At 69.2% G+C, this 20169-nt stretch carries 18 protein-coding genes; 10 read left to right on the top strand and 8 right to left on the bottom strand.

The genetic code is table 11. The annotated features are described in order from the left end of the window. Positions 1-318 precede the first annotated feature (318 nt). Complete coding sequence (locus tag ASG53_RS15345) at positions 319-1701, bottom strand: glycoside hydrolase family 27 protein (protein WP_056135331.1); 1383 nt, start codon at positions 1699-1701, stop codon at positions 319-321. A gap of 226 nt (positions 1702-1927) precedes the next feature. Between ASG53_RS15345 and ASG53_RS20395 the strand changes: the two genes are divergently transcribed. The 8 genes from ASG53_RS20395 to ASG53_RS15385 all read left to right on the top strand — a co-directional run bounded on the left by ASG53_RS20395 (position 1928) and on the right by ASG53_RS15385 (position 12588). Next, on the top strand, positions 1928-3076 hold the full coding sequence (locus tag ASG53_RS20395) for a LacI family DNA-binding transcriptional regulator (RefSeq protein ID WP_056135334.1): 1149 nt from the start codon (positions 1928-1930) through the stop codon (positions 3074-3076). Next, entirely contained in the window at positions 3073-4077 is a 1005-nt protein-coding gene (locus tag ASG53_RS15355; protein WP_056135338.1) for a LacI family DNA-binding transcriptional regulator, read from the top strand. The genes ASG53_RS20395 and ASG53_RS15355 overlap by 4 nt, the downstream gene beginning before the upstream one ends. Before the next feature lie 127 nt (positions 4078-4204). Beyond that, positions 4205-6139, top strand: coding sequence for a glycoside hydrolase family 127 protein (locus ASG53_RS15360; RefSeq protein ID WP_056135341.1), 1935 nt, complete (start codon positions 4205-4207; stop codon positions 6137-6139). A 202-nt stretch (positions 6140-6341) separates the two neighbouring features. After that, positions 6342-7958 (top strand): ABC transporter substrate-binding protein, encoded by a 1617-nt coding sequence (locus ASG53_RS15365; RefSeq protein WP_056135344.1) that lies wholly within the window; start codon positions 6342-6344, stop codon positions 7956-7958. A gap of 9 nt (positions 7959-7967) precedes the next feature. Beyond that, positions 7968-8942, top strand: a complete 975-nt coding sequence (locus ASG53_RS15370) for an ABC transporter permease (protein WP_056135347.1) — start codon at positions 7968-7970, stop codon at positions 8940-8942. A 10-nt stretch (positions 8943-8952) separates the two neighbouring features. After that, positions 8953-9861: a carbohydrate ABC transporter permease gene (locus ASG53_RS15375; RefSeq protein WP_056135349.1), complete on the top strand. Its 909-nt coding sequence runs from the start codon at positions 8953-8955 to the stop codon at positions 9859-9861. Beyond that, positions 9858-10568: a YesL family protein gene (locus ASG53_RS15380; protein ID WP_056135353.1), complete on the top strand. Its 711-nt coding sequence runs from the start codon at positions 9858-9860 to the stop codon at positions 10566-10568. The genes ASG53_RS15375 and ASG53_RS15380 overlap by 4 nt, the downstream gene beginning before the upstream one ends. Continuing rightward, the gene (locus ASG53_RS15385; RefSeq protein WP_056135355.1) at positions 10561-12588 is read left to right on the top strand and encodes a glycoside hydrolase family 31 protein; all 2028 of its coding nucleotides are present in this window, start codon (positions 10561-10563) and stop codon (positions 12586-12588) included. Before ASG53_RS15380 ends, ASG53_RS15385 begins: the two co-directional genes overlap by 8 nt. Before the next feature lie 447 nt (positions 12589-13035). Here ASG53_RS15385 and ASG53_RS15390 read toward each other — a convergent pair whose 3' ends face one another. The 3 genes from ASG53_RS15390 to ASG53_RS15395 form a co-directional block, all read right to left on the bottom strand. After that, on the bottom strand, positions 13036-13416 hold the full coding sequence (locus ASG53_RS15390; protein WP_056135358.1) for a hypothetical protein: 381 nt from the start codon (positions 13414-13416) through the stop codon (positions 13036-13038). Then, on the bottom strand, positions 13413-13787 hold the full coding sequence (locus ASG53_RS20400; RefSeq protein ID WP_235533963.1) for a hypothetical protein: 375 nt from the start codon (positions 13785-13787) through the stop codon (positions 13413-13415). The genes ASG53_RS15390 and ASG53_RS20400 overlap by 4 nt, the downstream gene beginning before the upstream one ends. A 453-nt stretch (positions 13788-14240) precedes the next feature. Continuing rightward, positions 14241-14597 carry a hypothetical protein gene (locus ASG53_RS15395; RefSeq protein WP_156382839.1) on the bottom strand — a complete coding sequence of 119 codons (357 nt, stop codon included), beginning with the start codon at positions 14595-14597 and terminating at the stop codon, positions 14241-14243. An 855-nt stretch (positions 14598-15452) separates the two neighbouring features. Between ASG53_RS15395 and ASG53_RS15405 the strand changes: the two genes are divergently transcribed. Next, entirely contained in the window at positions 15453-16040 is a 588-nt protein-coding gene (locus ASG53_RS15405) for a TetR/AcrR family transcriptional regulator (RefSeq protein ID WP_056135366.1), read from the top strand. Between the two features lie 155 nt (positions 16041-16195). Here ASG53_RS15405 and ASG53_RS15410 read toward each other — a convergent pair whose 3' ends face one another. The 4 genes from ASG53_RS15410 to ASG53_RS20015 form a co-directional block, all read right to left on the bottom strand. Beyond that, positions 16196-16891 (bottom strand): ABC transporter ATP-binding protein, encoded by a 696-nt coding sequence (locus ASG53_RS15410; protein ID WP_056135369.1) that lies wholly within the window; start codon positions 16889-16891, stop codon positions 16196-16198. An 11-nt stretch (positions 16892-16902) separates the two neighbouring features. Then, positions 16903-18033, bottom strand: coding sequence for an ABC transporter permease (locus ASG53_RS15415; protein WP_056135372.1), 1131 nt, complete (start codon positions 18031-18033; stop codon positions 16903-16905). Positions 18034-18235: 202 nt separating this feature from the next. Further along, positions 18236-19363 carry a glycosyltransferase family 2 protein gene (locus tag ASG53_RS15420; protein ID WP_162246158.1) on the bottom strand — a complete coding sequence of 376 codons (1128 nt, stop codon included), beginning with the start codon at positions 19361-19363 and terminating at the stop codon, positions 18236-18238. Next, positions 19360-19521, bottom strand: coding sequence for a hypothetical protein (locus ASG53_RS20015; RefSeq protein ID WP_162246159.1), 162 nt, complete (start codon positions 19519-19521; stop codon positions 19360-19362). The genes ASG53_RS15420 and ASG53_RS20015 overlap by 4 nt, the downstream gene beginning before the upstream one ends. Before the next feature lie 336 nt (positions 19522-19857). On the opposite strand from ASG53_RS20015, the gene ASG53_RS15425 reads away from it, so the two are divergent. Then, the gene (locus ASG53_RS15425; protein WP_156382840.1) at positions 19858-20067 is read left to right on the top strand and encodes a hypothetical protein; all 210 of its coding nucleotides are present in this window, start codon (positions 19858-19860) and stop codon (positions 20065-20067) included. The last annotated feature ends 102 nt before the right edge of the window (positions 20068-20169 follow it).

The raw sequence follows: 20169 nt of genomic DNA on the forward strand, positions 1-20169 counted from the left end.
GCTAGCCGCGAGCCAGCCGGCTAGCCAGCGAGCCAGCCCGCACCGAGGTCGCATTGACCCCGCCGAGGTCGCACTCGTAGGGGCGAGGTCGCACGGGCTGCGCCGAGGTCGCACTCTCTCGGACGAGGTCGCACGGACACGCCAAAAGTGTGTCCCAGCACGGTGTTCTTGGCGTGTCCGTACGACCTCGATGATCGTTCGGGAGTTCGGGAGTTCGGGAGTTCGGGAGTTCGGGAGTTCGGGAGTTCGGGAGTTCGGGGAACCGGGAACCGGGGACTGGGGACTGGGGAGTCCGAGGGGCTGCCGGTTCTGCTGGTGTCAGGCCTCCCACCGCAGTAGCCGTGCTCCGTGACCCTCGATCGTCACCGGGATCGCGACGCTTCCTGGCGCGACCCCGCGCGCCTCGTCGCTCTGCACGGTCACCCGCTGCGTCGCGACGTCCTCGCCCGTCCACAGCTCGCGGACCCGCACGGCCTCGTCGGCCGGGACCCCGACGTCCCCAGCGTCGAGCGCCACGCTGAGCGGCTCAGTCCCAAGGTTGAAGGCCGCGACCCAGCCGGACGCGCCAGCAACCCCGTCCGCAGTCCACAGCACGAGGTCTCCCTCACGGAACACCTCGCGGGACCCGCCCGCCCCCAGCACCGCGAGCACGTCAGCATTCGTGAACAGCGCGAGAGTCTCCGGGCTCGACGTCGGCAGGTCGCCGCCGATCATCAGCGGTGACCGGGCGATCACCCAGAGCGTCATGAGCGTGACTCGCTCCGCCGGCGTCAGCCGGGAGTCGCGGGGTTCGCCGCGCTCGGCGCGGATGCCGATGTGGCCGAGCGGGAGCATGTCGCCGTCGGGCCAGCCGTGCTCGCTCGCGGTGGGTGCCCAGCGGGCGAAGCGTGCGAAGTTGGCCTCGACGTCCTCCCACACGTCCCACAGGTCGTCGCAGATGCGCCACATGGTCGCGTGCTCGCGCAGGTGGTCGAGGCGGGTGAGCGAGAGGTCGCGCCCGGGGGACAGCGACAGCTCGATGGGCCGGCCGGACCGCTCGATGGCCAGCGAGAAGGCCTCGATGTCGGCGGCCTGGTAGGGCCAGAGCATGTCGTCGGCCTTGATGAAGTCGACGCCCCACGACGCGTAGAGCGCGACGACCGAGTCGTAGTACGTCTGCGCACCCGGGTGGTCGTGGCGGAGGCCGTCCATGTGGGGGTTCCACTCACAGCGGTTGGTCTCGTCGGCGATCTGGTCGGCCGTCACCGGCGCGCTCGAGGCCCCGGCGCCAGCACTAGCGCCAGTCCCAACCGAGACACCAGCAGCCGCGTCACCAGCACCCGCGACAGGCAGTCGCTCAGCCGTCGCGCGCCGCGGGATCCCGCGCATCACGTGGATGCCGAACTTCAGGCCGAGACCGTGGATCTTGTCGGCGAGAGGCGCAAAACCTGCCCCGCCAGCAGAGCTGGGGAACCGCTCTGGGTCGGGCATCAGTCGCCCGAGGTCGTCGAGGTGCAGCGGTGCGCCCTCGTTGTACCCGTGGGACCGGGCTGTCGGGTCGGACCAGTCGATGTCGACCACCACGGTGTCCCAGCCGAAGGGCAGCAGGTGCTGCGCCATGTGCTCGGCGTTGGCGAGCACCTCGGCCTCCGTGACGGTGGTCCCGTAGCAGTCCCAGCTGTTCCAGCCCAGGGGTGGGCGGGGTGACGGCGTCTTTGCCATGCGTGAGCTCCTCGTGAGGGGTGCGGTCTGTGAACGTTAACAACACCGGTCGGATGTGTCACCCCTCTCGCTGTCGTGGTGAGCCCCCGGCCGGTCGCGATGCCCGCCTCGCCCGGCCGCCGGTCCCACAGCCCGCCCGGCCGACGGTCCCGTGGCCCGCCCGGGGAGCGGTCTCACCCACACCCAGCGCCCTGCGTCCCACCTGCTCAGCCCTACGATGGTGCCCATGGCAGCGACGATGCGCGATGTTGCGGCGTTGGCCGGGGTGTCCGTCAAGACTGTGTCGCGCGTCGTGAACCTCGAGCCCCACACCCGCCCCGAGGTGGTCCGCCGCGTCCGTGCGGCCATCGCCGAGCTCGAGTGGGTCCCCAACGGCAGCGCCCGCACCCTGCGCACCGGACGGACCGGCGTCATCGGCGTCGGCGTCTCCGAGCTGCGCCGCCCCTACCTGTCGATGATCACCGAGGCCGTGGTCTCCGAGCTCACCCGCCGCGGTCTCCAGGCGACCGTCGAGCCCACGCACGACCAGCCCGACCGCCTCGCCGCTCTGCTCGCCGCCCGAGGACGGCTCTTCGACGGGCTCGTGCTCATCGGCCCGGCCGCGAGCCACCCCGGAGCCGTCGACCTGAGTACCCCGCACGCTGGTCAGGGCACCCAGGGCACCCAGGGCACCCAGGGCACCCAGGGCACCCAGGGCACCCAGGGCACCCAGGGCACCCAGGGCACCCAGGGCACCCAGGGCGGGAGCGTCGACCCGGCCCAACCGACCGACGCCCTCGCCGCACTCCGGCCGACCGACCCCGTGGTCCTCGTCCAGCACGAGGCGACCGTCGCGGTCGACTCGGTCGACCCGGACCTCGTCGAGGCCGCCTCCCTCGTCGCCCGCCACCTCGTGGTCATGGGGCGCTCGCGGCCTGCGCTCGTCGGGCAGGACCGCACCCTGCAGGGCAACCACGCGATGACCGCCGCCCTTGCCGCAGCCGGCATCGACCCCGCTGTCCCGCGGGTCGACGGTGTGGTCGGTCGGGCCGACGGTGCCCGCGCGGCCCGCGAGATCTTGGCCAGCGCCCCGGAGACCGACGCGCTGCTGTGCGGGAGCGACGAGCTCGCCCTCGGTGCGCTCTACGCGCTCGTCGAGGCCGGAGTCGCGGTCCCCGACGACGTCGCGATCATCGGTTTTGACAACCTCGACGACGCGACCTTCTCGACTCCCTCGCTCACGACGATCGACCCCGGCGCCGCCCGGCTCGCCCGCGCGGCCGTCGAGCTGCTCGCCGACAGGCTCGCGGGGACCGGCGGCGAGACAGCGCGGCGCGTCATCTCGCCCGTCGAGCTGGTCCGCCGGGAGTCGACGCTCGGGGCGGGCCTGCGATGAGGCGCCCGACCCTCGCCGACGTCGCGGCTGTCGCGGGCGTCTCGGCCAAGAGCGTCTCGAACGTGCTGCTCGAGCGTCCCGGAGTCTCGGCCGCGACGCGCGAGCGGGTCCACCAGGCCGTCGCCGAGGTCGGCTACGTGGTCAACCAGGCGGGCCGTGGGCTGGTGTCCGGGCGCACCGGCCGCGTCGCCGTCGTCGTGCCGATGCTCTACCAGCCGTACTTCGCGGAGATGGCCGAGCGGGCGATCCTCGCGCTCGAGGCGCACGGCCTCTCCACGACCCTGCTCATCGCGGCCGACGCCGAGGCCGAGCGCGCCGCGGTGCTCGGGACCAGCACGCCGGACGTCGACGGGGTCATCATCTGCCCGCACGAGTTCGTCGGGCCGATGATCGAGGGCGTCGAGCTGACCCGGCCCGTCGTCCAGCTGGGCGGTGCGGCCGTCGACAGGCTCGACTGCGTGGTCATGGGTGAGCGTGAGGGTGCCTACCTGGCGGCGCGCCACCTGCTCGAGTCCGGTCGGCGGCGCATCGCGCTCGTGTGGAACTCACCTGACGGCGAGCTGCCGAGCGGCGACAGGTACGACGGCTACCGCCAGGCGATCGGGGAGTTCGGCGTCGAGCTCGACCCCTCGCTCTACGCGAGCGGGTCCGACTGGGACCGCCGCACCTCGGGCTACGAGGCGATGGTCGCGCTGCTGCGCTCGGGGGTGCGCTTCGACGCGGCACTGTGCGTCAACGACGCGATCGCTGTCGGTGCCCTGCGCGCGCTGCGCAGTCACGGCCGACGCGTCCCCGACGACGTCGCCGTGACGGGCTTCGACGCGACCGACGAGGGCGAGTTCACCGTCCCGTCGCTCACCTCGGTCAGCCCGCGCAAGCCCGAGATGGTCGAGCACGCGGTGTCGATGCTCGTCGAGCGGATCGGCGGGCTGCAGGGCCCGGGACGGCACGTGCGGATCGGCGCGGACCTCGTGGTCCGGGACTCGACCGCGTCCCGCTGAGCGCGCTGGCGCGGAGCCGGTCTCGATCTGGTGACGCCAAGATCTCGTTCTTGTCTCGCTGTTGACAACGCTGAACCATCGGGTCCAGACTCCAGTCAGCCACTTCAACGATGAAGGACCTGAACCCGTGACAGCACTCCCTGCTCCCCTCACGACTGCGCCCCGAGCGGCCGCAGCACCGGCCGTGCCGGTCGCCGACGTCGCAGCGCACCGCCCGCTCGACCTGCGCTCCGTGCGCCTGACGACCGGGACCCTCGCCGACTGGCAGAGCCTCAACGCCGCCGCGACCATCCCGCACTGCATCGAGAACCTCGAGACCTCCGGTGTCATCGACAACCTGCGCCGCGTGGTCGGGGAGTCAGGGGCCGAGTACCGGGGCTTCGTCTTCGCCGACTCGGACCTGTACAAGGTGATCGAAGCCGTCGCGTGGGAGATCGCCCGGACCGGCACGACCGAGCACGACGCCTGGCTCGACAGCGTCATCGGCCTCGTGGCCCGGGCGCAGGAGCCGAGCGGCTACGTCATGAGCTGGATCCAGGGCGTGCACCCCGAGAAGAAGTTCGCCGAGCTCGAGTGGACGCACGAGATGTACGTCCTCGGGCACATGGTCCAGGCGGCCGTCGCCCTCGACCGCGCCAACGGGCGCCACGACCTGCTCGACATCGCCCGGGCGTTTGTCGACCTCGTCGACCGCCGCTTCGGCCCTGGCCGCGACGACGGCATCTGCGGGCACCCGGAGATCGAGACCGCCCTCGTCGAGCTCTACCGCCACACCGGCGAGCAGCGGTACCTCACGCTCGCCGAGCGGATGATCGACCTGCGCGGCACCGGGCTGCTGAAGGTCGGCGGGCTCGGCGCCCGGTACTTCCAGGACCACGCGCCGGTCCGCGAGGCGACCGACGCCGTCGGCCACGCCGTCCGCCAGCTGTACCTCGACGCCGGTGTCACCGACGCGTACCTCGAGAACGGCGACACGACGCTGCTGGCCGCGATGGACGCCCAGTGGTCGAGCGTGCACGAGCGCAAGATGTACCTCTCCGGCGCCTTCGGCTCGCGGCACCGCGACGAGGCCTTCGGCGACGACTACGAGCTGCCGAGCGAGCGTGCCTACGCCGAGACCTGCGCGACCATCGCCGACCTGCACTGGACGTGGCGCATGCTGCTCGCCGGCGGCGCGGCCGGCACGGCGCGCTACGCCGAGACCATCGAGCGCGAGGTGCACAACGCCCTCGCCGCCTCGGTCGACGCGACGGGCACCAAGTTCTTCTACTCCAACCCGCTCCAGCAGCGCCCGGACCGGTTCTCCGAGGAGAACGCCCCGCGCGAGCGCACCCCCTGGTACGCCTGCGCGTGCTGCCCGCCGAACATCGCCCGGACCGTCGCGCAGATGTCGTCCTACGTCGCGTCGACCACCCTCGCCGAGGGCGGCCAGCCCGGCGGCGAGCTGTGGCTGCACCAGATCGCCGCGGCCGAGATCGACCTGCCCGAGCACCTCGGCGACGGTGTGCTGCGCGTCGAGACGACCTACCCGGCAGGGGCGACCGTCGAGATCACCGTGCACGGTCGTGTCGAGCCTGGCGCCCGGCTCGCCGTCCGCGTGCCGAGCTGGTCGGCGGCGAGCACGCTCGCTACGCCGGGTGGCGCAGTCGCCGCGAGCGACGACGGCTACGCGCATGTCGACCTCGTCGAGGGCGCGACGTACACGCTCGAGCTCGACGTCTCGCCTCGGTGGACGCGCGGTCACCACAAGGTGGACGCGATCCGCGGGTGCCTCGCTCTCGAGCGAGGACCCGTCGTGTACTGCATCGAGCAGGCCAGCCTGCCCGAGGGTGCCGTCGTCGACGACCTCGTGCTCACCGGCGACGCCGCCGTCGAGGCTGGACCGCGCGAGCTGCACGTCACGGTGACGTCGGCCGCGGCCGAGAGCGAGCTCTACCCCTCGGGGGCGGCCGGAAGCCAGGCCCCTGACGCCACGACCTTCACCGTCCCGGCCATCCCGTTCTCGACCTGGGGCAACGCTGCTCCGGGCGCGATGCGGGTGTGGCTCCCCGTCCGCACCTGACCACCTGACCACCTGAGGGCCCGGCCACCCGGCCGGTTCCGTGACCGCACGGACCACATCCGTGCACCGCACGTCCGCACCTCCGCAGGACAGCCCGTCTGCTCGTACGGCTCTCACCTGCTGCTCTCACGCACTGCTTCTCACCACCCCTGCTGCACCCCCACCCGCGCCAGCGTCGGCGCGCGTCTCAAGGAGGAGACCCATGTCCCAGCACCGAAGCGCCCGGTCGCGGAAGGCCGCGGTCACCGTGGCGTTCATGGCCACAGCGTCGCTCGTCCTGTCTGCCTGCGGAGGCGGCGGCGACTCCGACGCCGGGGGCGGCGACGGCAACGAGGTGACGATCCTCGTGACCAAGCACCCGCTGACCAAGCCGATGAGCGAGATGGCGTGGGTGACCGAGCTCGAGGAGAAGGCGGACGTGACGATCCGCTGGGAGGAGGTCTCGGCCGACTGGGACCAGAAGAAGAACCCGCTGCTGGCCGCAGGCGACGTGCCCGACCTCATCATCGGCCCGAACGCGATCACCGACTCCGACCTCGCGACCTTCGGCACGCTCTTCGAAGACCTCGGCGACGACATGGACGCCCTGCCGAACGTGCAGGCGATGTTCGACGAGGTCGACGGCGCCGAGGCGATGGCCACCTCCCTCGAGGGCCCGGTCTACTCGCTGCCCTCGTACAAGCGGTTCTGGCCGCAGGCGATCACCCACCAGTACATCAACCAGCAGTGGCTCGACACGCTCGGTCTCGAGACGCCGACCACCTGGGACGAGCTCTTCGACGTGCTCGTCGCCTTCAAGGAGGGCGACCCCAACGGCAACGGCCAGGCTGACGAGATCCCCCTCGACTTCTCGCCTGTGGGCACCACGGGCTTCGGGTACTTCCAGCCGACCGCGCTGCTCGGCAGCACGGGCATGACCATCTCGGGCGGTGGCGGCTCGGGGATCTTCGTCGAGGACGGCACGGTCGCGAACTTCTTCGTCGACGAGCGCTACAAGGACGTCGTGGCCTTCCTCAACCAGTGCTGGGAGGCCGGGCTCATCAGCGAAGAGGCCTTCACGCAGGACTACTCGACGTACCAGTCGGTCGCTCGCGGCACGGGTGACGAGGCGCGGGTCGGGTTCTCGTGGGGCTGGTCCGGCTCGGACCGCTTCGGTCCCGGGGTGTACGAGCAGTACGCGCCGATGGCACCGCTCATGGCCGAGGCCGGCCAGTCGGAGACGCCGTCGTGGTCCTACGACTACGAGAACCTCACGCGCAACCACCTGACGATGTCCGCCCAGGCGGCCAACAAGGACGCCGTGCTGCGCGTCGTCAACGAGCTGTACAGCGAAGACACCTCCATGCAGGAGCTCTTCGGGGACATCGGCCCCAACGTCGAGAAGGTCTCGGACACCGAGTACAAGGTGCTGCCGCCCGCTGACACGAACCTCGACCCGTCGACGTGGAAGTGGACCTCGTCCCTCGCGGACAACGGCGCGTTCTACATCCGCGAAGACGCGACGGTCGAGCTCCCGGCTGACCTCGCCGAGGCCGTCGAGGACGCCGTGCCGCTCCAGCCCGCCTTCGACGCCCTCGACGTCGACGCGAACGTGTGGCCCGGACCGTTCATCAAGATGTCGTCCGAGGACCTCAGCACCATCTCGCTCAACAACACCGCGATCTTCGGTGTGGCCATGCCCAAGTTCGCCGAGTGGATCACCTCCGGTGGCGTCGAAGAGCAGTGGGACGACTACGTGACCCAGCTCGAGGGCCTCGGCGTGACGCAGAACGACGAGCTGCACCAGAAGTACTACGACGACTACATCGCGTCGAAGTAGGAGCGCGTCATGGCACTGACGCTCGACAAGCCCCCGAAGGCAGGGAAGATCACGGTCGTCGGGAAGCCGACCGGGGCTGGCCCCCGGATGAGGCGGCACTTCTCCCGGCAGTGGCAGCTGTGGGTCATGCTCATCCCCGCCATCGGATTCACGGCGCTGTTCGCCTACGGGCCCATGTACGGGATCCAGCTGGCGTTCCGGGAGTTCGACTTCACCAAGGGCCTGACCGGCGGTGAGTGGGTCGGCCTGAAGTACTTCGTCAAGTTCTTCGAGTCGCCCCAGTTCTGGACGCTCATGCGGAACACCGCGACCATCAGCCTCACCACGCTGGTGTTCGGGTTCATCGCGCCGATCATCCTCGCGATCCTCGTCAACCAGGTGATCAGCCGACGCCGCAAGCGCTTCACGCAGACCGCGACGTACCTGCCGCACTTCATCTCGATCGTCGTGATCGTCGGCATGCTGCAGGTGTTCTTGTCGCCGAGCACGGGGCTCATCACACGGTTCCTCGGGTTCTTCGGCATCGAGGGGGTCAACTTCCTCGGGAGCACGAGCACCTTCGTGCCGGTGTACGTGATCTCCGAGGTGTGGCAGCACTGCGGGTGGAACTCGATCATCTATCTCGCGGCGCTGGCCGGCGTGAACACCCAGCTGTACGAGGCGGCGCGGATCGACGGGGCCAACAGGTTCCAGGTGATCCGGCACATCGACTTCCCGGCGCTCGTGCCGACGATGGTCGTGCTGCTGATCCTCAACATGGGCGGCGTGCTCAACGCGGGCTTCGAGAAGATCTTCCTCATGCAGAACACGCTGAACCTGCCGGTCTCCGAGGTGATCTCGACCTACGTGTACAAGATCGGCATCATCGGCTCGCAGTTCAGCTATTCGACGGCGATCGGGCTGTTCAACACGGCCATCAACTTCGCGTTCCTCGTGATCACCAACCAGATCGCGAAGCGCGTCTCCAACACGAGCCTGTGGTGAAGGGAAACCCATGAGCACGCTCACACGGCTCCGGAGCCGCACGCCCGGCGACATCGCCTTCACGGTCCTCGTCACGGTCTCGCTCGTGGTCATCGTCTTCGTGACGCTGTACCCGATCTACTTCGTCATGATCGCCTCGGTCAGCGCACCCGCGCTGGTGCAGGCGGGCGACGTGTCGTTCATCCCCAAGGGCATCAACTGGTTCGGGTACGAGCAGATCCTCAACGACGCCCGCATCTGGAACGGCTACAAGAACACGCTCATCTACACGGTGCTCGGCACGGCCGTGAACATGCTCGTGACGATCCCGGCGGCCTACGCGCTGTCGCGTCGCGACTTCGCGGCGCGGCGTCCGCTCATGCTGTTCTTCGCCTTCACGATGTTCTTCAACGGCGGTCTGATCCCCACGTACATGCTGTACAAGGAGATCGGCCTGCTCAACAACATGTGGGTCTTCATCCTGCCGTCGGCCCTCAACGTGTACAACCTCATCATCGCGAGGGCGTTCTACGAGAACTCCCTCCCGGAGGAGCTGTACGAGGCGGCGACCCTCGACGGGGCCAACCACTTCCAGTTCTTCTTCAAGATGGCCATCCCGCTGTCGAAGGCGATCTTGTCGGTCATCATGCTGTACTACATCGTCCAGCACTGGAACGACTTCTTCACGGGTCTGATCTTCATCCGGGACTACGACAAGCAGCCCTTGCAGATCGTGCTGCGCGACATCCTCATCTCGAACACCGCCTTCGCGGGCGGTGCCGGTGGGGCCGGTGGCACGGGTGGTGGCTACGGCCAGCAGTTCGCGGACCAGATCAAGTACGGCGTGATCGTGGTCTCCACGCTGCCGGTGATCATCCTCTACCCCTTCTTGCAGAAGTACTTCGAGAAGGGCGTCATGATCGGGTCGGTGAAGGGATGAACCGGGTCCTCGGGTGGCACACCCGCATCGGCGACGCCGGCCTACGCTTCGCGTACCTCCAGCTGCTGTGGATCGTCCACACGCTGCTCGGCGCCGTGGTCTTCGGCGCCTACCCGGCCACCGCCGCGGTCTTCGCCGTGCTGCGCCGGGACCGCATGGAGGCCGACGGGTGGGCCGGCGCGGCCGACCGCCCGTCGATCTGGCGAGAGTTCCACGACGCGTGGCGCTCCGAGCTGGTGAGCGCCAACGTCATCGGCCTGGTGCTCACCGCGGGGTGGGCGGTGGTCGTCTACGACCACCGGCTGCTCCGGGCCGTCGACATGGGCGTCGCCGGGCCCGCGCTCCAGGGCGTGCTGTGGCTGCTCACGCTGCTGCTGCTCGTCATGAGCTCGACGGTGTTCGTGCTGCACGCGCACTTCGCGGAGAGCCCCGGGCGGATCTTGCGGCGCAGCGCCGTGCTGACGATCGCTCGGCCCGTGCTCGCGCTCATGTGCGCGGCTGTGCTCGCTGTCGCGCTCGGGCTGTACTACCTGCTGCCCGGTCTGGGGATCGTGTTCGGGGTCGTCGCCCCGGCCTTCGCGATCGTCGGGTACGTGTGGCAGACGGGCGTGCTGCCGCGGGCGTCGGCCGATGCGGTTCCTCTTCCTACCTCCCGCGACGGTGCGGGTGCGACCACAGATCTCAGCAAGGAGACCTCACGTGTCTGACGCGTTCGTCATCGAATCCGACCGTCTCGTCTGGCGGGGGAGCGGCGAGACCGTCGTGGTCGAACCCTGGGGACCCGACTCGGTGCGCGTGCGCGCCGCGCTCGGCGGCCCGGTGACCGACACCGACTGGGCGCTGCTGCCGCAGGAGGCCTCGTCCGGGGTGAGCGTGACTGTCGACGGCGACGTCGCGACGCTCACCCACGGCGAGATCCGTGTGGTCGCGACGGCGCGGGAGTACTACGACTGGCAGGCCCAATACAGCCGGTCGCGGTGCCGGCTCGAGTTCTTCGATTCACGTGGAACCTTGCTCTTCGCGGAGGAGGAAGACGGCGGGGCGCTCAAGCTGCGGGCTCGTGACTACGACGCGCTGCCCGGCGGGACGCACCGCGCGCGGGTGTCGCTGGTCGGTGCGCGCGACGAGAAGCTCTACGGCATGGGGCAGTACCAGCAAGACCTGCTCGACCTCAAGGGCTCGACCGTCGAGCTCGCGCACCGCAACTCGCAGGTGTCCGTGCCGTTTGTCATGTCGAGCGCGGGCTACGGGTTCCTCTGGCACAACCCGGCGATCGGGCGCGCGACCTTCGCGACCAACCGCACCGAGTGGGTGGCCGAGTCCACCACCCAGATCGACTACTGGGTGACAGCCGGCGCGACGCCCGCAGACATCGCGCGGAACTACGCCACCGCGACCGGGCACGCGCCGATGATGCCCGAGCACGGTCTCGGATTCTGGCAGTGCAAGCTGCGGTACTCCTCCCAGGAGGAGCTGCTCACTGTGGCGCGCGAGCACCACCGGCGCGGTCTGCCGATGGACGTGATCGTCGCGGACTTCTTCCACTGGCCCAAGATGGGCGACTTCAGGTTCGAGGACGAGTTCTGGCCAGACCCCGAGGCGATGGTCGCCGAGCTGGCACAGATGGGCATCGAGCTCATGGTGTCGGTCTGGCCGCAGGTGTCCCTCGAGTCCGAGAACTTCGCCGAGCTCGACCGCCTCGGGTACCTGGTGCGGTCGAACCGGGGTGTGGACATCCAGATGAGCTTCGAGGGACCGAGCCGGTTCCTCGACGTGACCAACCCCGCGGCGCGCGAGTGGCTGTGGGCGAAGCTGCGCGTCAACTACCCGGGCGTGAAGCTGTTCTGGCTCGACGAGGCCGAGCCGGAGTACGCCTTCTTCGAGTTCGGCGCGTACTCGTACTACGCCGGGCAGGTGCTCGAGGTGGGGAACGTCTATCCACAGCTGTTCTCACGGGCTGTGTATGACGGACAGGTCGAGGACGGACAGTCCGACCCGGTGAACTTGGTCCGCTGCGCGTGGGCTGGGTCGCAGCGGTACGGGGCGCTCGTATGGTCGGGAGACATCCACTCGTCCTTCCCGTCGATGCGGCGGCAGGTCACGGCCGGGATCCACATGGGGGTCGCGGGGATCCCGTGGTTCACCACGGACATCGGCGGTTTCGGGGGAGGGCGGGTCGACGATCCGGCGTTCCACGAGCTGTTGGTGCGGTGGTTCCAGATGGGGACCTTCATGCCGGTGATGCGGCTGCACGGAGACCGGGGGCCGTCGCACGAGGTGCTTGCGGCTGACGGGTCACGGCGGTGCAACTCCGGGGCCGACAACGAGCTGTGGTCGTACGGGGACGAGGTGTACGGGATCTTGTCGCGGTACGTGCACCTGCGCGAGGAGATGCGGGAGTACACGCGGGGGTTGATGGAGGCTGCGCACGTCGACGGGCAGCCGGTGATGCGGGGGCTGTTCCACGACTTCCCGGAGGATGCGGTGGCTTGGGATGTGGCGGACCAGTTCTTGTACGGGCCTTCGTTGCTCGTGGCGCCGGTGCTCGAGGCTGGGGCGAGGGTGCGGCGGGTGTACCTGCCGGCGGGGGCGTCGTGGACGTCGCTGGCGACGGGGGAGCGGTATGACGGCGGGGTGTGGGTCGAGGTCGACGCGCCGCTCGACGTCATCCCGGTGTTCGCGCGGGACCAGGCGCTCGCGGAGCTGGTCGGTCGGATCGCGGCCTGACACGTGGGAGGGCGTCGAGCCTCGGGCGCGTCCCTCCCAGGCTAGGCCGGAGACCATGCCGCTGGTCTCCGGTCTGGACCACCTAGCGGCTGGTGTTCTGGTTACGGGTTGAGATCCGCGCGTAGCCGATGAGCATCCCGTTCGACGCCGTCGCGTCGTCTCGCAACCAAGGTTCGCGACGCAGCCACCACCGATCCCTTGCGCGACATGGTTGTGAGACGCGCCGTGCCGTGTCTTCCCCTCGTCGGTGTCGACGCCGATACGACGTCTGCCTGCCTTGCCAGGACCTCTCAGACAGCGCTTTCGCCGACGCCAGTCGACCCGACGAGGGACATTGGTTCAGGTCCGTTCCCAGCAACACGGCAGCTGCGAAGCGCCGCGACGACCTGCTGCACATGGCCAGAGTGTGCTCGGTTGGCTGCTCGGAGATCTTGACGATCAGCTGCGTCAGGTGTCCTCCTGCTTGGCGTCCCAGTTCGCCTCGCCGATCACTTGCCCGGCGGGCGTTGCATTGAACCATGCGACTGAGCCCGGAGGGGCGAAGGGATCCTGCTCGGCGGTCCACTCGCGGACCAGTCGTATCAGCACTTCGCCAGGCGACAGGGTCCATGCATGGAAGCCGTCCTCGAGAACGTCGCCCACCGTGATCATGCCCTCTACCATCAGTCGAGCGACCAGCCCGACTGAGAGATCACGGAGAGTATCGGGATCACGGACGCCAGAGACGTCTCGGACGATAGTCATGAGCATTCCAGGGTCAACCCAGTCAAGGGCTGCATATGAAAGCAACTCCTCGGTGAGCGTTCTGTCGGACTCTGCCGGTATCATTCGATATGCACCTTCCTTGTGGTCCCGTCGGGGAATAGGATATCGATCGTTCGACCCCCGCTCCTGGAACTCTCTCGCATGCCGATCTGCACGCCGTCCGTACGCTGCATCCACGAGCCGCGGTAGCCGGGTCTGCTGAGGAGTGAACCCCCACGGGTCAGTGCGGAATAAATCTCACCAAGCTTGGCATCTGAACCGACCGTCTGAACATGGGAATTCTTGCCTCTCGACAGTCCGCCGAGCACATCGTCGACGCGACCCGAAGCGGCGCGACCGTAAATCTTAGTGGCGTCGGTAAGCTCATTGATATCCCCAAGGTGCCGGGTTGCTTTGAGCATCCCGGCACCAGGAATCGCCATCTCGACGGCCATGCTGGTGTATCCGCCCCAAGCATATGAGGCGGCGCAGTTGTCAACCATGTCGCCGGACTCGCCGGTGGTGAGGTCGTACTGCGCCAGGGGTGTGCCGGTCTCCGCGTAAAAGTAGGCGTGGGTGGAGTCGGTGAGCAGCTGTGGGACCGCAGCGAGCGAGTCCCAGGCGTACTGCTCACCGACGGTTTCCGTACCGGACGTGGTCTCGGCTGAGGTGCGCAGACCTGCTGAGTCATAGGTGTACGCGGTGGTGGTCAGATCTGCGGTGGTGATGGTGGCGAGCTGGTTGGCCTGGTTGTACGTGTGGGTGATGGTGTCGGCGGTCTGGCCGTCGTCTGTGATGCTGGTGGCGCGATTGCCGCGGGCGGCGTAGGTGAAGGTCGACGTCGTCGCCCCGCTGGTGCTGGTGGCGAGCTACGTCGTAGGTGAGCGACTGCCCATCGCCCATGGTCGTCAGCGAGCCGGCGGCGTCGAAGGCAAACGTGGCGGGTTGGTCTCCTGTGACCTGGGCGATGCGTCCGACACGAAGGTCACGACCGCGGTCATGATCGCGAGGCCGGCGACGGCGACGATCACCGTCGATCCCCACCCCGGATCACGCGTGACGTGGCGCCCGTCCGAGAGGACCCACGTGCACGCAGGTCCGTAAGGGACGATCGACAGGTGCATCTCCGGAGTCGTCCCCTCGGACGTCTCCCCATGATCGGCGTACACCTCGTCAGGCTCGGTGACGTTGTGGCACAGGCTGCCCGACGACGAACCCAGTGCGGGTGCCAGCGGTGCCACGATCGCGATGGTCGTCGCGATCACGCAGAGCAGGACTGATGCGACAACGGCCACCACAGGGACGACGTCTTTGCGGACGCGGGCCCGATCGTCCGTCCGTGACACCGTTCGACGCCCCCTCCGCTCGTTGGATGTACCTCGGCAGGCGACGATGCTCGCCTGCGTCCCCGCTGTCAGACAAGGGTGCGCTGAGCCCCCGAGCGGCTCAGTAGTACGACGGAGCCGCTTCCCCGAAGCTGGCTCGTACGACGTCGAGGTGGGGATCGTCGACCAAGGCGCTGATCGCCTCGTCGCTCCCGGCGATCCCGGCCCAGTGCGGGTCCACGTCGCTCGTGAAGCACCAGGCTCGGTCTTCCGGCCAGGCGAACGCAGGGAGAGACCCGCCTGATGAGGACGGCCATGCGTCGATATCGGTCACTCGTCCGCTGAGCAGGGCGAACCGACGATGCTCCAGGGTGACCAGCGGAAGGTCCGGTGGAGCTGAGCAGTCCGGGTCACCGTCCCACCAGCAGAAGTACGCCTGGCCGGGTGTCGAGGTGAAGCTCGAGAGCAACGTGATCGCTCGACGCGCCTGCCTCTGGTCGCTCACATGGTCGTCCGGGAGCGTCACGTCCGCCTCGTCCTGCCCCGGCCTCACCGGGTCGGGGATGTAGCGCAGGCGGGCATAGGAGCTGAAGCTCTCTGGTCCCCACGTCACCAGGAGATCCGATGGGACCGCCGACCGGACGATCCATGCCGCTGGCGACAGGTCTGCCTGGAGTCGTAGTCCCATGAGACGAACCTACTGGTGCTCTCGCGGCCCGGCACGGGCGCGGTGTTCGAGGCCGATGCGGTTCGCCGTCCTCCCGGCTCGGCCCGCCGGACCTGAGAAGATAAGGCGTGCCCAAGATCGATGCCCCGACAGTCGTCGAGCACAGGGCTGCCCGCGAGCAGGCCCTGCTGGAGGCCGCCCGCGGGTTGCTCACCGCGCAGCCGGGCCGGGTGCCGTCGCTCGCAGAGGTCGGCGCGGTGGCCGGGCTCTCCAGGTCGAGCGTCTACCAGTACTACGCGTCGCGTGATGACTTGCTCGCCGCGGTGGTCGCGGACTCCTTCCCGCGGTGGCAGCAGCGGCTCAACGCAGCGGTGGCCGCGGCGGACAGCCCGCGGACCCGGATCCTCGCGTTCCTCCGCGCGAATCTGGAGCTGGTCGCGGACGGCGAGCACGCCCTGGCACGAGCGCTCGCGGACGTGGCGCCGTCGGAAGACCTCGCCCGTCGGTCGCGGGAGTTCCACGACCAGCTGTTGTCGCCTGTCGTCGACGCGCTCGTCGAGCTCGGAGCCCCGGACCCGGAGACCACGAGCGAGCTGGTGAACGCGTTGCTCAACACGGCCTCGCGCCGGGTCGAGCACGACGGCGGCCTCGAACGGTCCTACACCGCAGCCGCTGCGGTGCTGGATGCGTACCTGCGAGAGCTCGAGCTCGGCTGACGCCGCTATCCTCGGCTCGCTGGCTCGCTGGCTCGCTGGCTCGCTGGCTCGCTGGCTCGCTGGCTCGCTGGCTCGCTGGCTCGCTGGCCCTGAGCCGGACCGCTGACGCCCAGCGCACAGCGGCGCCAGGCGTCAGCGGGGAGACCTCGTCCAGGTCAGAGCGGTCGGAGCTGACCGTCGACCATCTCGAGGACGCGGTCGCAGTGCTCGAGCACGTCGTGGTCGTGGGTGACCATGACTGTCGCCACGGCGAAGGTGTGCGTCTGGTCGGCGAGCACCTCGACGATCTCGTGGCTGCGTCGCCGGTCGAGGGCCGCTGTGGGCTCGTCGACGAGGAGCACCGAGGGGGAGGCGACCAGGGCACGGGCGATCCCGACGCGCTGGCGCTCACCTCCCGACAGTCGCCCGGGTCGGCGGTGAGCGTGCTGCTCCATGCCGACGGATCGGAGCAGCTCGAGCGGCGGGGTCCCCGCACGTCGGCCGGTGATCTTCTCGACCAGGCGCAGCTGGTCGAGGGCGGTCAGGGCGGGCACGAGGTTGCCGGACTGGAAGACGAAGCCGACGTGCTCGCGGCGGAAGGTCGCGAGGTCGCGGGACGAGAGTCCGACGAGGTCGGTGCCGTCGACGACCACGGCCCCTGAGGTGGGCTGGGTCAGGCCTCCGGCGACAGCCAGCAGGCTCGACTTGCCGGCGCCTGACGGGCCGACGATCGCGACGAGCTCACCCGGCGCGACAGCCAGGTCGACGTGGTCGAGGGCGCTCACCTGGTCGTCGCCGTCGCCGTAGGTCAGCATGACGTCGGTGAGGTTCAGACCGGTGCGGGTCTGCGTGCGGTTCGTGGTGGTGGTCATCGGTTCTCTCTTCATCGGTTCTCTCCGAGTGCCGTGACGGGGTCGATCGAGGCGATGCGGACGGTCGCGACCGCTGCGCCGGCCAGGCCGAGGCCGAGCAGCAGCCCGGCGCCGGTGAGGATCGGGCCGGTCTCCAGGGCGAAGGGCATGCCCGTGCCTTCCAGGAGGCTGCCGAAGACGAGGCCGACGCTCACGCCGACGGTCAGGGAGACGACCAGCAAGATGGCGGCCTGCAGCACGCCGTCGGTCAGCAGGAAGCGGGTCGAGGCGCCGATGGCGCGCATCACGGCGAGCTCGCGGGTGCGCTGGACCGTCCAGAGCGTGAAGAACGCTCCGACCACCAGGGCTGAGATCGCGTAGAGGAAGGCCTTGATGAGCTCCATGGTCATGAGCTCGGCGCTGTAGCCGGGGGAGGAGTCGAAGGCGGCCTCGAGGGTCCGCGCGGACGTGCCGGCTGCGGCGTCACCCGCGGCGAGGTCGGGGGTCTGGCCGTCCACGCCGCGCAGCGCGACGACGCTCGCGACGTCGTAGGCCGCGGGGTCGGGCTGCTCACCAGCCGTCGTCCCTGCGTGGACCTCCTGCCAGGTGCTGAGCGGCACGAAGGCGATGTCGACGTGGCCGAAGGTCCGCTGGTCAGCGGTGAAGCCCACCACCGTGAGCGTCGTCCCCAGACGGTCGAGCGTGATGACGTCGCCGATCTCCACGCCCTCGTCGCGGGCGGAGGAGCTGAGCACGGCGTCGCCCGGGGTGGTGAGCCCACGGCCGTCTGCGGCCTCGGGGACGACGAAACCGTCGGGCACCACGCCGAACAGCGTGAGGTCGAGCGCGGACCCGTCGTCGTTCTTGGCGTTGACGATCGAGGTGCCGAGCAGCTCGGCGTCGGCGACGTCGTCTTGCTCCGCCCACGTCTGCGCCTGGGCGGCCGTGACCTCGGACCGGGTGAAGGCGGAGTCGGTCTTGGTGCCCTCGGAGAAGGCGACGGCGTCGACAGGGCTCCGCATGAGACCGGAGACGCCGTCGACGACGAGACCTGAGGACAGGCCCGACAGCAGGACCATCAAGACCGCGATGAGTGCGATCACGGCACCCATCAGGCCGAAGCGGGTACGCGCGAAGGCAAGCTCGCGCAGGGCGAGGAACATCAGAGACCTCCAGAGAGTGAACAATTTCCCGACGTGCTGTTGGCATCATACCGACATGATGTTGGGATCATTCCCAGGCAGGCGTGGGCTGGCCGGACTGCGCCGGTCCGGACCGCGCAGGACCGGCCTGGACGGCGCCGGGTCAGGCCGGGCCTGGGCGGGTCGAAGGGCCGAGAAGTGTGAGGGGTGAGCGGCGTAGCCGTCAGACCGTCGAGCCGACCAGGTCGCCGGCCGTCTGCTCTGCCGTCGGGCGAGGCGGCGTCTCCCGGTGCACGTGGTTCCACCCGGCGTCTCGCGAGGTGGCGGTGAGCCAGCACGCCCGCAGGAACGCGAGCTGGAGGAACATGTCGTAGCTGAGCTCCGGCAGCACAGTAGCGGCCAGGAGACGCCCGCGGGGGCCGCCGCGCCACACCGTCACGAGTCGTTCGGTGACGATCACCGCGCCGACGCCCAGCCAGAACGGCACCAGCTGGAAGGTCCCGGTGACGAGGGTCAGGGCTGTGATCAGTACGAGGCTCAGGAGCATGAGCGTGCTGACGGCGAGCATGACCTGCTGCCCGTAGTACCGGGCGGTGACCCGCGTCAGGCCGTACGCGCGTAGGTTGTCGAGCATGCCCTTGTACCAGCGCACCCGCTGACGGTGCAGGTCACGGGGCGTCGGCATGAGCTCGGTGGTGCACGACATGCTCAGCGGCGAGGCGAGCTCGTACCCGAGCGTGCGCAGCGCGAGCGTCAGCTCCGAGTCCTCCGTGATCGCCCCAGGGTCGTAGACCGCCCCCGGTGGGCCGGGCAGGGTCACGCCGCGAGCCCGGGCGACAGCAGCGAGGGCTTCCGTCCGGACGAGCGCCGCCGTCCCGGTGAGCACCGCGGTGCGGCCGGTCACGTCGATCTGCACGGCGTAGCGCTCGTACTCGTTGTGCTGCAGCTGCTCGAGGACCGACGTCGGCTCCGTGCCCCGGAACACCCCGCCCACAGCGCCGAGGGCTGGGCGTGCGTCGAGCAGCGCCAGCCCCTCCTCCACGAAGGTCGGGGCGATCGACGTGTCAGCGTCGAGGACCAGCACGTTCTCCGCCTCGATCCGCGCGAGCGCCTGGTTCAGCGCTCCGGCCTTGCGGCCGGTGTTCTCCACTGTGCAGATGACGTCCGCCCCGAGGGAGCGCGCGACGTCAACCGTCGCGTCGGTGCTGTTGTCCGAGACGACGACCACGCGGTCGACCGGACGGGTCTGGGCCCGCAGCGACGCGAGGGTCGCGGGGAGGGCGTCCGCCTCGTCGTGCGCGGGCACGAGCGCGACCACGCGTGGCGTGGTCGCGCCCAGGCCCCGGCTCACGAGTGTCCCGCCCAGCGGCGCGCGAGGACACGCCCCGTCGTGAGGGCCGCGAGCCCCGCGACGAGCAACGTCCACGCGCCCACCGCGTAGTACCCGGTCGCCATGGCTCCTGTGGCAGCGAGGAGCGGTGCTGTCTGAGCACGTCCCAGCTGGTACATCGTTCCCACCTCCGTCGTGTCGTGCGATGAATCCACCGTGCGGCTGGAGGCGTGGTGCTCAGGGGTGGTGGGGGTGGGATTGAGCACGTGGGGCGATGTGCGTGGGGCTGGGGTGGGGAGGATGAGCACTGGGGGTGATGCGGGGTAGGCACAACGGTGTGCCGTAGCGGTGGGTGGGCTGGGAGCGGACGGGGATCGATCGGGTGTCGCAGCATCGCCATCTGCCGTACCTGACGCTCCGCATCCACAGGACTGAGTCGTCCTCGAGATGTGAGCACCCTGTCCGTCAGCGAGGATGAGAGAGGACCGATCCGCAACGACGCTGAGGAGGACACCATGACGACCAACGCATTCGGTGGACAGGGCGGCTACCCCGTACCCCTGGTCCCCGTGAACCTCAAGGAAGACCAGGACGTCAACCCGCACGCCGACGAACCTCGCGATGCCTCCGAGGAAGAGGTCAACGAAGAGGCAGCCGTCGCGGAGAACATCGAGTCGGCGGAGAGCGACGCGGCGATCGAAAACCTGAAGGCTGATGACAAGTGAACACGCAATCAGAGCATCGCTCGTTGTACAACTACGGAGCGTGGCCGACCGCGGGCGACGCCTTGCCGCTCGCTGAACATTGGTTATCGTGTGATTCCCAGC

The sequence above is a fragment of the Sanguibacter sp. Leaf3 genome, from assembly GCF_001425965.1.
Taxonomy (GTDB): domain Bacteria; phylum Actinomycetota; class Actinomycetes; order Actinomycetales; family Cellulomonadaceae; genus Sanguibacter; species Sanguibacter inulinus.